Genomic DNA, 14236 nt, shown 5'->3' on the forward strand with positions numbered 1-14236 from the left:
CTAAAATAAGCCCGTGGTGTCGATCAGTTTTTAACGACATCGATAAAGTAAGCATCTCCGCCTTCGGCCTTCTCACGTACCAGCCCATGTACGTCGGTTTCAAACCCGGGGAACAGGGCGTTGAAATCGCGGGCAAATTTCAGGTAGCGAATAATCGTAGCGTTGAAGCGTTCACCCGGCACCAGCAATGGAATGCCTGGTGGGTAGGGCGTAACCAGCATCGCCGTGACACGGCCTTCGAGATTATCAATTGATACCCGTTCCACGTCGCGGTGGGCCATACGTGCCCAGGCATCCGCTGGGGTCATCGCCGGTTCGATCTCGGATAGATACATCTCCGTAGTCACCTTGGCAACATCATATTCCTTGTAGACGTTGTGTATCTGATTACACAGATCACGCAAGCCTCTGCGCTCATAAGCTGGATACTTTTTGGCAAACTCCGGCATCACTCGCCAGAGTGGGCGGTTACGATCATAGTCATCCTTGAACTGTTGCAGCTCAGTGACCATGGAGTTCCAGCGCCCCTTGGTAATACCAATGGTGAACATAATAAAGAAGGAATACAGGCCAGTTTTCTCAATGATGATGCCATGCTCGGCAAGATAGCGGCTGACAATGGCTGCCGGAATACCCTGTTCATCAAATTCACCGGCCAGATTAAGTCCCGGAGTGATGATGGTAGCCTTGATCGGATCAAGCATGTTAAATCCGGAATCAATTTCGCCAAAGCCATGCCAGGTATCGCCAGCATGGATAACCCAGTCCTCGCGATCACCAATACCTTCTTCAACAAGATAGTCCGGTCCCCAAACCTTGAACCACCAGTCACTACCAAACTCTTCATCGACCTTACGCATGGCGCGACGAAAATCCAGCGCTTCCAGAATGGATTCTTCAACCAGTGCATGACCTCCCGGGGGCTCCATCATCGCGGCTGCCACGTCACAGGAAGCGATAATGGCATACTGCGGCTGGTGGATGAATGCATCAGGTAGGATTCATTAAAGCGGTGGGTGTCCAGCTTGCGGGCACTGGCGTCCTGCACCAGAATCTGCGAAGCCTGCGACAGGCCTGCCAATAACTTGTGGGTCGATTGGGTTGCAAACACCAGTGAGTTTTCCGAACGTGGGCGATCCGGGCCGATCGCATGCATGTTTTTGTAAAACTCGTGGAAAGAGGCGTGCGGCAGCCAGGCTTCATCAAAATGCAGTGTATCGATGGTATCACCGAGCATTGATTTGATGGTTTCGACGTTGTAGAGCACGCCGTCATAGGTGCTCTGAGTGATGGTCAGAATACGCGGGTTTTTGTTCACTGCTTCTCGCGCAAACGGGTTTTGCTCTATCTTGCGCTGAATGGTTTCCAGTTCAAATTCAGATTTTGGAATCGGGCCGATGATGCCGTAATGATTTCGGGTTGGCATCAAAAATACCGGCACGGCACCGGTCATGATGATGGAGTGCAGAATCGATTTGTGACAGTTGCGATCGACAAGCACGATGTCGCCGGGTGCTACTGTTGAGTGCCACACCACCTTGTTAGAGGTAGAGGTGCCGTTGGTGACGAAAAACAGGTGATCGGCATTGAAAATACGCGCCGCATTGGCTTCACTGGCCGATACTGGGCCGGTGTGATCCAGCAGTTGACCCAGTTCTTCGACCGCATTGCAGACATCTGCACGTAACAGATTTTCACCAAAAAACTGATGGAACATCTGCCCAACCGGGCTTTTCAGAAACGCGACGCCACCAGAGTGACCGGGACAGTGCCAGGAGTAGGAGCTGTCACTGGCATACTCCATCAGTGCCTGGAAGAAGGGTGGTGCCAGATTTTCAAGGTACTTGCGCGCTTCGCGAATAATATGGCGTGCAACAAACTCCGGGGTATCTTCAAACATATGAATGAAGCCGTGCAGCTCACGCAGTATATCATTCGGAATATGCCGGGAAGTGCGAGTCTCTCCGTACAGAAACACCGGGATGTCGTCGTTGCGCTTACGCACCTCAATAATAAAGTCGCGGATCGCGTTCAAGGCGCAACCGGATTGATCTTCGCCCGCTTCGGCAAAGTCTTCATCATCAATGGATAAAATAAAACAGGAAGCGCGGCTGGCCTGTTGTGCAAATGAGGTTAAATCACCATAGCTGGTGAATCCCACTACTTCCATTCCCTCAGTACTGATGGCCTGAGCCAGGTCGCGAATACCTGAGCCGGAAATGTTTTCGGAGCGAAAATCTTCATCGATGATAATGACGGGAAAACGGAACTTCATGAGTGGCAGCCTGTGGTTCAGAGTTAGTGAGTAGCGTCGCACGTTAGGGTGACAATTCTGTGTTGCGGGAGGCGCTAGGCTGGCTGATTCCTGCAAGACGTCTATTGTAAGAGATCAGTTGCCTGACAGCTAGTGCAAATAATAGTCGACGCCAAGTTAGTCCAGCAGTAAAATCTGCGGCAATTCAACTACCGACTAACACTGAATGAACCTCGTATCCTTTGATGCGTTTCGCACCCTGCGCCTTCCTGGCGTGACGGTTATTAAACCTGAAAATATGTTTCGCCAGAAAGCTGAAATACTGGCTGCCGACTGGGTATTATTTCCCGAGTACTGGCAAGTCAATGCACTGGTATTCGGGTTAAAGAAAAGAATCTTTCCCAGTTTGTCGTCCTACCTGCTTGGTCATAATAAAATTGAGATGACCCGCGCCTTCCGGCTATTGGTGCCTGCCAATACCCCCGAAACAGAAATACAGGCTAATACCGAGTCACGTGCATCGGAAGTCTGGGACAAAATGGATCTGCCTTTGTTGCCAAAATCCCCAAAAGCAGTATGGGGGAGGGTGTATTTCTGATTGAAAACCGGGCTGACTGGATGGCGTATCTGGCACGCACTGATGTTATTTATGCTCAGGAATACCTGCCCATCGATCGGGATATGCGCATCATCATCGTTGGCGGAAAGCTGGTTGCCGGCTATTGGCGCTTACAGGGTCAGGATGGCTTTCATAATAATGTCTCCCGCGGTGGCCAGGTGGATCTCAGTCCGTTGCATCTTGCGGCGGTCAAGCTGGCGCTGGATTTGGCTGAAGCGCTGAATCTGGATCATGCCGGGTTTGATATTGCCATGGTAGGAGATCACCCCTATGTGCTGGAGTTTAATCGTTTGTTTGGTAATACCGGTTTGCCCGATCTGCATGCCCGCGTGGCGGATGCGATACTGGCCTACATTCTCGAACAATCCGATCGGGACGATGATCCGCAGGGTCCACAAAGACCGCAACCACCGTTGCCGATTGCGGTCTGATTGGCGCTTTAGCGGTACTGCTGCAGAGCGGCAATACGATCATCCAGTGGCGGATGCGTTGACAGTAACTGCATCAACCCTGTTTCAAGTGGCTGTTGATACCAAAGGCCATTAACTGGTCTGGCATCTGGTCAGGAATACCCTGTTCGGCTTTGAGGCGCTGTAATGCACCGATCATCGCCGCCGGGCTGGCCAGAGTTGCGCCCGCTTCATCAGCGCGGAACTCGCGTTTGCGTGAGAACCAGGAGACGATGACCGATGCCAGAATGCCGAAAATAATTTCAAATACGAACACGGTGATAAAGTAGCCAATACCTCGTCCGCCTTCTCCCCGGTTGACGAAACTATTTACGGCATGCGCAGCTATGCGGGCAAAGAACATCACAAAGGTATTTACTACCCCCTGAATCAACGACAGGGTAACCATATCACCATTGGCAACATGGCCTATTTCATGGGCCAGCACCGCGCGGGTTTCTTCAGGCCGAAAACGCTGGAGCAGGCCGGCACTTACGGCAACCAGTGCATCATTTTTGTTCCAGCCGGTAGCAAAAGCATTGGACTGCTGCGCCGGAAAAATGCCCACCTCAGGCATTTTGATGCCCGCTTTTTCAGACAGCTCAGCAACAGTTTCCATCAACCAGCGTTCTTCAGCTGTGCGAGGCTGCTCGATGATTTGCGTGTTGGTCGCCCGTTTTGCCATGAACTTGGATAGAAACAGGGAGATAAATGAGCCAGCAAAACCAAACACGGCACAGAAAATCAGCAGCGAAGTCATATTCAGCCCGGAACCTTCCAGGTAGTGTCCGACGCCCAGCAGGTTAAGGGTAATGCTGGCAACCACCAGCACGGCCAGGTTAGTGGCCAGAAAGAGTAGAATTCTCATTGCAGTCAGTTTCCATCAAGTTAAATAATCTGTCGTTTAGATAGGGGCGGGAGAGGAAAGTTTCAATAGCAGGGCAGTGTCGATACCCAAAACAGGTATCGGGGAATCAAGCCCACATAAGGGGCTTGATAAATGCAGTGACAGTTACAGGTTGATGACCTGCGTTTCTATGGCCTGGCGCAGCTCTTGATAGGCATCCAGATTCTCTGGGCGGAAAAAGAGCTTGTAATACTGACGCTCGGCCATACGCCCTTTGCGCTTGTTGTGGTCTTCTGTGTAGAGCGCATAAAGGTAGCTCATCTGCAAATGTACAACAGCGGTATGCATCGGAAATTCTACCGGATGACCTTCCAGATCATAACTGATCTTGGTTTCTTTCAGCGTGTAAAATGACGCTTCAGCAACCTGATCAAGATTGAGCAGAAAATTCGAGGTTACCGGGACAATATGGCGTTTTTCGACACCGTTGTGCTGCATTGAAATACCAGAGTTCTTTTTGATCTTGATAAACATGTTAGCTGCCATTCCTGATTTGATCTTAGACGTATTTAGTATAGACCGGCTTTGTTGCAAATACTTTATTGTTCATAGGTTTTCAGGAAAATTGCAATGCGTTCTATGGCTTCAGTCAGCAGGTCAACCGAGGGTAAAAACACCAAACGAAAGTGTTGTGTATCCTGCAGGTTGAAGCCGCTACCCTGAACCACCAGAACCTTCTGTTGCTGCAACAGGTCCAGTGCAAATTTCTCATCGTTGTGGATCGGATAAACCCCCGGGTCGAGTTTAGGGAAAAGGTACAAGGCTCCCTTGGGTTTGACGCAGGATACACCCGGTATCGCGTTAAGCAACTGGTGGGCCAGTTCCATCTGCTCATGTAGACGACCGCCGGGAATAATCAATTCATTGATACTTTGATAGCCACCCAGAGCCGTTTGGATTGCATACTGTGCCGGAACATTGGCGCAGAGACGCATGCTGGCGAGCATGTCGAGCCCTTCAATATAATCGCGAGCGCGGTGTTTCGGGCCACTGACAATCATCCAGCCGGAACGGAACCCGGCAGCCCGGTAGGTTTTTGACAGACCATTGAAGGTCAGGCAGAGCACATCATCTGCCAAAGCGGCAATTGACGTATGTTCAGCGCCATTGAACAGAATCTTGTCATAAATTTCATCAGCAAACACGATCAGTGAATGCTCACGTGCCAGCTCCAGAATCTGTAATAACAGGCTTCCGGGTAGAGGCGCCGGTGGGTTATTGGGATTAATTACCACGATGCCACGGGTGTGCTCGGTGATTTTCTCGCGGATATCGTCTATATCCGGAAACCACTCATTGTCTTCATCACAACGGTAGTGAACCGGCGTGCCACCTGACAAGCTGACAGCCGCGGTCCAGAGTGGATAGTCTGGAGCCGGGATCAGCATCTCATCGTTATCATTGAGCAGGCCTTGCATGGCCATAACAATTAGCTCTGATACCCCGTTGCCGATATAAATATCCTCCAGAGTGATATTACGGATCGACTTGCGCTGGCACTCATGCATGACCGCTTTGCGCGCTGAAAACACCCCTTTTGAGTCACAATAGCCCTGGGCTTCGGACAGGTTATGGATCACATCCTGTACGATCTCTTCCGGTGCATTAAAACCCCAGGGGCCGGGTTGCCGATATTCAGCTTGAGGATGCGATGCCCTTCATCTTCCAGGCGTTTGGCTTCCTGCATTACCGGGCCGCGGATGTCGTAGCAGACATTGATCAGTTTGTTGGACTTGCGAATTACTGACATATAGATGATCCTGCGCTCCATCAATGGCGCTATGGCTTATACGCTGTGGCTTAAAGCTTGTCGGCCAGGTTATTCAAAGCCGCCTATAATACGCTCTGGCAATCTAAATTCAATGCTGCGTTTATTTCACCTTGCACCCGCTATCAGGTAGCGGGTGAATTCCGGGTCATTGAAGGCCTGGAACAGGGCTTCACTAGCCAGATCATTGATGAATTCCCGAGTTTTTTGCTCAGTTGGGGTGCGCAGTACCTCTTCGCGGGATTCCGATTCGAACTTGCCCTGGTAGCGACGCTGGCCATCGACCGCTTGCATGCTAATGCGCATAACACCGATCAGCTCGCGTCTGACGCCGTCACTGCGATGATGATAGCTAAGGTGTTCCAATGTCAGGGTTAAGTTGGCATTGGCCTGACTGCTGGTGGCGACACCCATGCGTTCCAGTGTTTTCAAGGCAGCCTGGGTTATTTCAGTTTGGATATTGTCTGTGACGGAAACCGGTACTTCATTACCCAGACGATCAGCAATGCTGCCGATTTGCAGCTGTCTGGATGGATAGACCACATCCACGCGCAAGGGTATGGACTGTGGCAGGCGAGGGACTGAAACCACCTCCGGTTGCAGGTTGACCCGCTGCGGCAAGGGCCCGGAACAGCCAGCAAGCAGGCTCAGTAGTATCAGAGTCAGAATCAGGTAGGTTAGACGCACAGCGGGTACCTCTCAATCGAAGGGTAAGGGTTCTAAGGTGGTTAAAAAATCGGCCAATGAATCGGCCAGGCGCTGGTGAGGCGGCTTTCCCGGTGCTTCGAGCCAGATGCTGCCGTCAGCATTATTCACGCTCAGCATTAGATTAGCATCTGGCAGGGTAACTGCAAAGAACAGTGTCAACGGCAGCTTGCGGCGCTGCTTTTCTAATGCATGTCCAATCAGGTTGGCACGCAGGCGCTCCAGATCGTCGTTATTCCAGACTTGCAGTAACGAAAGCTCTCCTTGTTCAGCTTGGGCTGGCAGTGGATCGGACCAATAGCGACTATAGAAGTCAGCAATATCCGGATGCAGTTCAGTATCGAGTGCTTCACCTAAACGCTGAAACATATCAGTGGTTTGGCGCTGCAGCACCGGCTTCCACAGTGTCAGTACACCTTCCTGGGCTTCATTTTGCCAGCAATCGCTGGGCCATTCGGGGTCATAGGCTTGTTGTGGCCAGCCGTGGATCTGGCAGTTTTGGTGCAATTTTTCGATAAACTGGTCCAGCGCATTCATCACCGGGGTTGAAGCAGATCTCATGGGCTAACTCTGATTGTGATTTAAGTGATTAGAGTTACTCTAGCGGTTGGCGTTTGTTATGATCAAGAAGAAATGTGTAAAATAGCCGTATGCCACGTGTGACAAGGCATAGATCGATTTGTTTGTGGCCTGGATAGAAAAATACTAATTTTTTTTCGCTGAACTGTTTGACAAAGATCAGAATTCCATTAGAATTCGCACCTCGTTACGGGATGCCAACCTGGCAGAGCGTAGCGAATGCAAAAGCAGTGATGTAATTGGAGTGGTAGTTCAGTTGGTTAGAATACCTGCCTGTCACGCAGGGGTCGCGGGTTCGAGTCCCGTCCGTTCCGCCATTATGTGGTCTGTTCTTCAGTAGAAGAATGTAACGTTTCATGTCTATAGTCATTCCGCAAGTTCCATTGCAAACACTAGACTTGCCTTTGTGCAATACTTTTGGTGTTCAGTTTTCTATTCTTCATCTGGATCATACTCATCCGCAGATCAGTGGCAATAAATGGTTCAAGTTACAGCCAGCTCTGGCTGAGGCTCGCTGCCATCCCGGACGTCCGATACTGAGTTTTGGTGGTGCATTCTCCAATCATATCCACGCACTTGCCTATGCCGGGCAGCAGTTTGGCATTGCAACTATTGGTGTAATTCGTGGCGAAGCGACTTCAGCGTCTAATCCTACCTTGCAAGATGCACAGCGCTGGGGAATGCGCTTGGTGTTTGTCTCGCGTCAGGAGTACGCGCGGCGCTATGATCCGGCGTATATCAGTCAGTTGCAGCAGAGGTTGGGTGACTTTCAATGGGTCCCTGAAGGCGGGAGTTCAGCCGCCGCTGTCAGCGCTTGTGGCGATATATGGGCTGCACTGCCTGTGCGCACTCAGCCATTTGACTATCTGGCTTGTGCGGCTGGCACAGGCGCCACAGCCGCAGGCTTGATTGCGGCACGACCTGCATCGGTGAAGGTGCTCGTTATGCCGGCTTTAAAAATCAGTGCCGTTGAAGCTGAGGCGATGTTGCAGGCTCACTGGGCTGCGGCGGGTTTAGCAAAACCAGAAGGTTATCAGGTGTTACCTGGTGATCTGCCCTATGCCAGACTTTCACCCCAGCTTGCTGCGCTTTGGTGGCAGCTTTCAGCATGTTATGGTGTTGATCTGGATCCGGTTTATACCCTGCGTGTTTTCCATCAGTTAATGCGTATGATCCTGCAGCGCCAATTCGCGCCTGGTTCTCATGTGGCGCTGTTGCACACCGGTGGTATGCAGGGGCTCAGGGGGTGTGACACCAGGTTACGACGTTTGGCACCTGCTTTTTATGGACCACTACCTCTATAATAATGAACAGCATACAACTGAGAGAGAGATCTATGGATAACTTTCGCAACATCGGCTTGATCGGGCGCCTGGGTAGTAAGGCGGTTATCGATACCTTGAAACAGCTCATGCGGTTTCTGGAAGAGCGCGGCCTGAATGTAATACTGGATGAAAAAATTGCTGAAGTGATGCCAGGCCATGGTCGCCAGACCTGTAAACGCAAGATGATGGGTGAAATCTGTGATCTGGCCATCGTTGTGGGTGGTGATGGCAGTTTACTGGGAGCTGCGCGTTCACTGGCACGCAGTGATATTCCTGTGCTGGGAGTTAACCGTGGTAACCTGGGGTTTCTGACAGATATTTCACCCCAGGATCTTGAAGAACGAGTAGCTGAAGTACTTGAGGGGGGCTACAGTGTTGACAGCCGCTTTTTGCTGGATGTATCCGTACGCCGAAAGGGCGAGTCGGTTGGGGAGTTGGTGGCCTTGAATGATTGTGTGCTCCATCCCGGTAAAGCAACCCGTATGATTCAGTTTGAGCTCTATATTGAAGGGCAGTTTGTGTATACCCAGCGCTCCGATGGTCTGATTGTATCGACTCCAACCGGATCGACAGCCTATGCGCTATCAGCAGGTGGGCCGATTATGCACCCTAAGCTGGATGCGCTGGTATTGGTGCCGATGTTTCCGCATACCCTGTCCAGCCGTCCGATCGTGGTCAGTGGGAACAGCGAATTGAAGCTGGTGATCAGTGAAGAAAACTCAACTTATCCGACTATTTCCTGTGATGGGCAGGCAGACTTCAGTCTGGTACCGGGTGACGTGATTTCGATCCGGAAGAAATCGCACAAGCTTCGGCTTCTGCACCCCAGAGATTACAATTTTTATCAAACCTGCCGGGAAAAACTGGGCTGGAGCTCATTGTAGGAGCTCATTGTAGGAGCTCGCTCCGCGAGCGAAGCATCGTCCGGAGACCGGGCTCCTACAATGGATAGAGACGGCACCTTGTGTAGGAGCTCGCTTCGCGAGCGAAGCATCGCCCGGAGACCGGGCTCCTACAATGATAAAGGAGACACCTTTGAACGACAGAACATTTTCTGGATACGATATTATTGGTGATGTGCATGGATGTGCCCTGAGCCTGCGTATCCTGCTCAGTCGGATGGGGTATACCCAGCAACAAGGGGTGTATCAGCATCCTAGCCGTCAGGCCATTTTTGTGGGTGATATTATTGACCGTGGGCCGCATATTCGTGAAGCCTTGCACCTGGTGCACGATATGGTTTCTGCAGGCCATGCCCAAATCGTTATGGGTAATCACGAATACAACTATCTTTGTTATGCAACACCGGCTCCCAGCGGTTTTGCGCAGCCTTACCTGCGTAAACATACGCCGCGCAATAAACGTATCCTGCAGGAAACCCTGGAGCAGCTTGCCAACCACCCGGATGATCAGCGAGATTTCTTGAGCTGGTTTGAGCAGATGCCGGTGTTTCTGGATTGTGAGCATTTCCGCGTGGTGCATGCCTGTTGGCATCAGACCCTGGTTGATCGTTTTATCGCCATGAATGGCAGTAATCGTATGCGCCGTGGCTTTTTGTTTCGCTCGGCCGTCGATGGTTCGCAAGAGCATGAGATTATGGATATTCTGCTCAGAGGCACGCACCTGGAATTGCCCAATAACGAAGTGATGGTGAGTCGGGATGGTTTTGAACGCAGTTTTTTTCGAACTAAATTCTGGGTTCGTGATCCCTATTATTTGAATGATGTAGTATTTCAGCCGGACCCTTTACCGGTACATCTTGCCAGGTTGCCGCTGACCCGTGAGCAACGCAGCGAGTTAACCTGTTATCGTGAGGATAATAAGCCGTTGTTTATTGGTCATTATTGGTGCCAGGGCGAGCCCGAGGCACTTTCTCCCAGTGTGGCGTGTCTGGATTATAGTGCCGTGAAGTATGGCAAGTTAGTTGCCTACCGCCTGGATGATGAAGCCCGTATTCAGAATAGTAAGTTTGTCTGGGTGGATGTCGCCAGGGAAGTGGCCTTTATCGATTAGGGAAAACTGTTTATGGCATGGCAAAAAAGCTGGCTGTCACTGAGTCTGATTGTCATCAGTGTCGTGGTTTCGCTGGCAATTGGTTTTGGTGAAAACCGTGACATGATGCGTCTGCTGACCTTTGCTGATTTCACTGTGCAAGGTGGGCAGCTGTTGCATCATACGCTGGGTGGTATGCTATCAACCGGTCAATGGTGGCGCTTGATAACACCTGCATTTATGCACTTCAGTGAACTGCATCTGATTTTTAACCTGATGTGGGTTTGGGTTGTAGGGCAGCGTATTGAGCTGCTGCAGGGGCGTTGGGTGCTGTTAGCCCTGGTGCTGGTTTCTGCTCTGGTATCCAACCTGGCCCAGTTTTTGATCAGTGGACCGATGTTCGGTGGCATGTCAGGGGTTGTTTATGCCGTCTTAGGCTACACCTGGTTGTGGGATAAACGTGGTTTGCGGCCTGTTTTCGGATTGCCCCCTGCGCTGATGGGATTTATGTTGTTCTGGTTGGTGTTAGGCTACACCGGTATGTTGCAGATGTTTGGTATGGCGGCCGTGGCCAATACAGCACACCTGGTTGGCTTGTTGATCGGACTTATGTTTGTATTACCAGTCAGTTTATTGCAGCGCCGCTCCTGAAGCCTGGGTCCGGATAGAATACATCACTTTACAGGAGAGCTTTGATGACGTTTGATGAAATGATAGAGGCCATGACAGTCGACATCTATGAGTCGATGAAGCGCTCTGTCGAATTAGGTAAATGGCCGAATGGAGAAAAGCTCACACAAGCACAGCGTGAGCAAAGTTTGCGTGCGGTCATTGCCTATGAGCATAAGCGTAACCTGCCAGAATCAGAACGTGTTGGTTTTATCGACCGTACGCGCACTGATGGCAAGCAGCATGGATCCGACCCACTTGAGCCGGATGTGCTGAAAATACTTAATTCGTAAGGAAAGCAGATTTCATGTCAGTTAAACCGGTTATCTACCTGAAAGACTACACCGCGCCCAGTTTTCAGATTGACAGCATCGCATTGCGTTTTGATCTTGAAACTGATTCCACCCGCGTTACCAGCCTGCTGAAAGTCAGGCGCCATCCAGACTTTCCCAGCGCTACGCAGCTGCACCTGGATGGGCATGAGTCGCTGGAGTTGATCACTCTGCGTCTGAATGGTAAGGAGCCTGATGCCAGTCTGATTAGCCGGGATGGCGAGCAACTGATTCTGGATCAGGTTCCAGATATATTTGAGCTGGAAATCGAGACGCGACTCTATCCGGCTGAAAATACGGCCTTAGAGGGGCTGTATCTATCTGATGGCATGTATTGTACTCAGTGTGAAGCGGAAGGCTTTCGGCGTATCACCTTTTACCCGGATCGTCCGGATGTTATGTCTGTATTCAGTACCACGCTGGTGGCTGACAAAGCCCAATTTCCGATATTGCTGAGCAATGGTAATCCCGTTGAGCAGGGTGAGTTGGATGATGGACGCCACTGGGTAACCTGGCAGGATCCTTTTCCGAAACCTGCCTACCTGTTTGCTTTGGTGGCCGGTGATCTGAGTTGTCTGGAAGATCATTTTATCACCTCGTCAGGGCGCCGGGTGACCTTGCAGATCTATGCTGAGCGTAAGGATTTGGAAAAGCTCGAACATGCCATGACTGCCCTGAAAAATGCGATGCGTTGGGATGAACAGGTTTATGGCCGCGAATATGATCTGGATATTTACATGATCGTCGCTGTCGATTTTTTCAATATGGGCGCGATGGAGAACAAGGGGCTGAATATATTCAACACCGCTTGTGTGCTGGCGCACCCCAGAACCACGACCGATGCCGGTTTTCAGCGAGTTGAGTCGGTGGTTGCACATGAATATTTTCACAACTGGTCGGGCAACCGGGTTACCTGCCGCGACTGGTTTCAGTTAAGTCTGAAAGAGGGCTTTACCGTATTTCGTGATCAGTGTTTTTCCGCCGATATGCACTCAGAAACTGTACAGCGCGTTGATGAAGTGGCCATTCTGCGCACAGCACAGTTCGCAGAAGATGCCGGCCCAATGGCCCACCCGGTCCGGCCTGCATCGTTTATAGAAATCTCTAACTTTTATACCCTGACTGTATACGAAAAGGGTGCTGCTGTGGTGCGTATGCTATATACGCTGCTGGGAGCAGAGGCCTTCAGACAGGGAACCGATCTCTATTTCGAACGCCATGATGGTCAAGCGGTTACCACGGACGACTTTGTCAAAGCGATGGAGGATGTATCCGGTCGTGATCTGACCCAGTTTAAACGTTGGTACAGTCAGGCAGGCACACCAAGACTGGACGTAACGGATCAGTATGATGCCACCCGGCAGCGCTATTTGCTGAGTGTACGCCAGTCCTGCCCGGCAACACCCGAACAGTCGGAGAAGGCGCCTTTTCACCTGCCTCTGAGTATCGGTTTGCTGCGTGCCAATGGGCAGCCCTTTAGGCTGGCCGATGGCAAGACAACGCAATTGCTGGAAGTCACGCAAGCTGAACAAACCTTTTGCTTCGAAGGGATAGACGAGCCGCCATTACCGTCACTGTTACGCGGATTTTCTGCACCGGTTAAACTCAGCTATGCCTATACAGAAGAGCAGTTGCGTTTTCTTTTACAGCATGATGAAGATGGCTTTAACCGTTGGGATGCGGGCCAGCAGTTGTCGATGAGGCTGGTTAATCAGTTAATTCAATCCTTCCAGCGTGGTGATGCACTGGCTTTGCCCGAAGACTTTGTAGAGACCTGGGAGTCGCTGCTAAATAGTGCCAGTGAAGATCCGGCTATGTCGGCCCTGTTACTGTCTCTGCCTACCGAGGCCTATATCAGTGAAAATGCCACCGTTATTGATCCGGTAGCTATTCACCATGTACGCCAGTTTATGCGTAAAACCCTTGCTCAGGCGCTGGAATCCTTGTGGTTGCGAGTGTATCAGCAGCATGATGGTGAGCAGGCCTATTCGCCAGAAGCGGCTGAGATTGCGCGCCGTAGTTTACGCAACACCTGTCTTGGGTATCTGATGGCACTGGATAGTCCGGCGCATTTAGCGCTGGCACAGCAGCAGTTTGAAACCTCAGATAATATGACCGATCAGTTTTCTGCACTGGTCAGTGTGGCTCATTCCGGATTCAGAGAGTCAGCGGATGAGATGCTCACAGAATTTCTGAACCAGTGGCAACATGAATCTCTGGTAATGAATCAATGGCTTATGGTGCAGTCAACAGATCCGCGCTCAGGCGCATTGGAGAGAATCGTACAATTGCTGGATCACCCGGTTTATGATTCGCGCAATCCCAACAAAATCCGGGCAGTCATCGGTGCTTTCTGCCAGCAAAATGCGGTTAATTTTCATGCGGAAGATGGCAGTGGATACCGTTTCCTCACTGATCATATTCTGCTACTGGATAAGCAAAACCCACAAATCGCCGCCAGACTGCTGACGCCGCTGACGCGTTGGCGGCGCTATGCTCCTGCACGTCAGGCACAAATGCAGGCACAACTTCAGCGTATTATTGATACTGGCAACCTGTCCGGTGATGTTTATGAGGTGGTCAGTAAAAGCCTTAAATAATCTTTTGTTATCCCAAGGTTGTAGCCTATAGGCTCGC

12 protein-coding genes, 1 tRNA gene and 3 pseudogenes are annotated in these 14236 nt (G+C 50.9%); 9 read left to right on the forward strand and 7 right to left on the reverse strand.

Annotation, left to right across the window (positions count from 1 at the left end):
* Window positions 1-23 precede the first annotated feature (23 nt).
* Complete coding sequence (locus LH51_RS24880) at window positions 24-551, reverse strand: hypothetical protein (RefSeq protein WP_442934853.1); 528 nt, start codon at window positions 549-551, stop codon at window positions 24-26.
* Window positions 552-587: 36 nt separating this feature from the next.
* Window positions 588-2275, reverse strand: a pseudogene (locus tag LH51_RS23020) (Orn/Lys/Arg decarboxylase N-terminal domain-containing protein); the annotation flags it as partial.
* Window positions 2276-2480: 205 nt separating this feature from the next.
* Between LH51_RS23020 and LH51_RS24450 the strand changes: the two are divergent.
* A complete protein-coding gene (locus tag LH51_RS24450; RefSeq protein WP_327125308.1) occupies window positions 2481-2852 on the forward strand; it encodes a hypothetical protein in 372 nt (123 codons plus the stop codon).
* Entirely contained in the window at window positions 2831-3304 is a 474-nt protein-coding gene (locus LH51_RS24455) for an ATP-grasp domain-containing protein (protein ID WP_327125310.1), read from the forward strand. Before LH51_RS24450 ends, LH51_RS24455 begins: the two co-directional genes overlap by 22 nt.
* An 8-nt stretch (window positions 3305-3312) precedes the next feature.
* Here LH51_RS24455 and htpX read toward each other — a convergent pair.
* The 5 genes and pseudogenes from htpX to syd all read right to left on the reverse strand — a co-directional run bounded on the left by htpX (window position 3313) and on the right by syd (window position 7263).
* Window positions 3313-4190, reverse strand: a pseudogene (htpX, locus tag LH51_RS15345) (protease HtpX).
* Between the two features lie 144 nt (window positions 4191-4334).
* Window positions 4335-4703 (reverse strand): hypothetical protein, encoded by a 369-nt coding sequence (locus LH51_RS15350; protein ID WP_036523787.1) that lies wholly within the window; start codon window positions 4701-4703, stop codon window positions 4335-4337.
* 65 nt (window positions 4704-4768) lie between these two features.
* Window positions 4769-5979 (reverse strand): annotated as a pseudogene (locus LH51_RS15355) (pyridoxal phosphate-dependent aminotransferase).
* A 126-nt stretch (window positions 5980-6105) separates the two neighbouring features.
* Window positions 6106-6684: a YajG family lipoprotein gene (locus LH51_RS15360; protein ID WP_036523789.1), complete on the reverse strand. Its 579-nt coding sequence runs from the start codon at window positions 6682-6684 to the stop codon at window positions 6106-6108.
* A gap of 12 nt (window positions 6685-6696) precedes the next feature.
* Window positions 6697-7263 carry a SecY-interacting protein gene (syd, locus tag LH51_RS15365; protein WP_052063841.1) on the reverse strand — a complete coding sequence of 189 codons (567 nt, stop codon included), beginning with the start codon at window positions 7261-7263 and terminating at the stop codon, window positions 6697-6699.
* Window positions 7264-7522: 259 nt separating this feature from the next.
* Here syd and LH51_RS15370 point away from each other — a divergent pair.
* The 7 genes from LH51_RS15370 (at window position 7523) to pepN (ending at window position 14199) form a co-directional block, all read left to right on the forward strand.
* Window positions 7523-7598, forward strand: a tRNA-Asp gene (locus tag LH51_RS15370).
* 39 nt (window positions 7599-7637) lie between these two features.
* Window positions 7638-8585, forward strand: coding sequence for a 1-aminocyclopropane-1-carboxylate deaminase/D-cysteine desulfhydrase (locus LH51_RS15375; RefSeq protein WP_036523791.1), 948 nt, complete (start codon window positions 7638-7640; stop codon window positions 8583-8585).
* 32 nt (window positions 8586-8617) lie between these two features.
* On the forward strand, window positions 8618-9490 hold the full coding sequence (locus tag LH51_RS15380; RefSeq protein WP_036523793.1) for an NAD(+) kinase: 873 nt from the start codon (window positions 8618-8620) through the stop codon (window positions 9488-9490).
* Between the two features lie 151 nt (window positions 9491-9641).
* Window positions 9642-10619, forward strand: a complete 978-nt coding sequence (locus tag LH51_RS15385) for a metallophosphoesterase (RefSeq protein WP_036523795.1) — start codon at window positions 9642-9644, stop codon at window positions 10617-10619.
* Between the two features lie 12 nt (window positions 10620-10631).
* Window positions 10632-11249 (forward strand): rhomboid family intramembrane serine protease, encoded by a 618-nt coding sequence (locus tag LH51_RS15390; protein ID WP_052063843.1) that lies wholly within the window; start codon window positions 10632-10634, stop codon window positions 11247-11249.
* 44 nt (window positions 11250-11293) lie between these two features.
* Complete coding sequence (locus LH51_RS15395; RefSeq protein ID WP_036523798.1) at window positions 11294-11560, forward strand: YeaC family protein; 267 nt, start codon at window positions 11294-11296, stop codon at window positions 11558-11560.
* 14 nt (window positions 11561-11574) lie between these two features.
* On the forward strand, window positions 11575-14199 hold the full coding sequence (gene pepN, locus LH51_RS15400) for an aminopeptidase N (protein WP_036523800.1): 2625 nt from the start codon (window positions 11575-11577) through the stop codon (window positions 14197-14199).
* The last annotated feature ends 37 nt before the right edge of the window (window positions 14200-14236 follow it).

The organism is Nitrincola sp. A-D6 (genome assembly GCF_000764495.1).
In the GTDB taxonomy this organism is placed as follows: domain Bacteria; phylum Pseudomonadota; class Gammaproteobacteria; order Pseudomonadales; family Balneatricaceae; genus Nitrincola.

What these genes read in the sequence shown, in the direction of transcription:
- LH51_RS15380 (WP_036523793.1), top strand. Translation starts at nt 8,618, where the DNA reads ATGGATAACTTTCGCAACATCGGCTTGATCGGGCGCCTGGGTAGTAAG.
- syd (WP_052063841.1), bottom strand. Translation starts at nt 7,263, where the DNA reads ATGAGATCTGCTTCAACCCCGGTGATGAATGCGCTGGACCAGTTTATC.
- LH51_RS15350 (WP_036523787.1), bottom strand. Translation starts at nt 4,703, where the DNA reads ATGTTTATCAAGATCAAAAAGAACTCTGGTATTTCAATGCAGCACAAC.
- LH51_RS24880 (WP_442934853.1), bottom strand. Translation starts at nt 551, where the DNA reads ATGTTCACCATTGGTATTACCAAGGGGCGCTGGAACTCCATGGTCACT.
- pepN (WP_036523800.1), top strand. Translation starts at nt 11,575, where the DNA reads ATGTCAGTTAAACCGGTTATCTACCTGAAAGACTACACCGCGCCCAGT.
- LH51_RS15395 (WP_036523798.1), top strand. Translation starts at nt 11,294, where the DNA reads ATGACGTTTGATGAAATGATAGAGGCCATGACAGTCGACATCTATGAG.
- LH51_RS24455 (WP_327125310.1), top strand. Translation starts at nt 2,831, where the DNA reads ATGGGGGAGGGTGTATTTCTGATTGAAAACCGGGCTGACTGGATGGCG.
- LH51_RS24450 (WP_327125308.1), top strand. Translation starts at nt 2,481, where the DNA reads ATGAACCTCGTATCCTTTGATGCGTTTCGCACCCTGCGCCTTCCTGGC.
- LH51_RS15375 (WP_036523791.1), top strand. Translation starts at nt 7,638, where the DNA reads ATGTCTATAGTCATTCCGCAAGTTCCATTGCAAACACTAGACTTGCCT.
- LH51_RS15390 (WP_052063843.1), top strand. Translation starts at nt 10,632, where the DNA reads ATGGCATGGCAAAAAAGCTGGCTGTCACTGAGTCTGATTGTCATCAGT.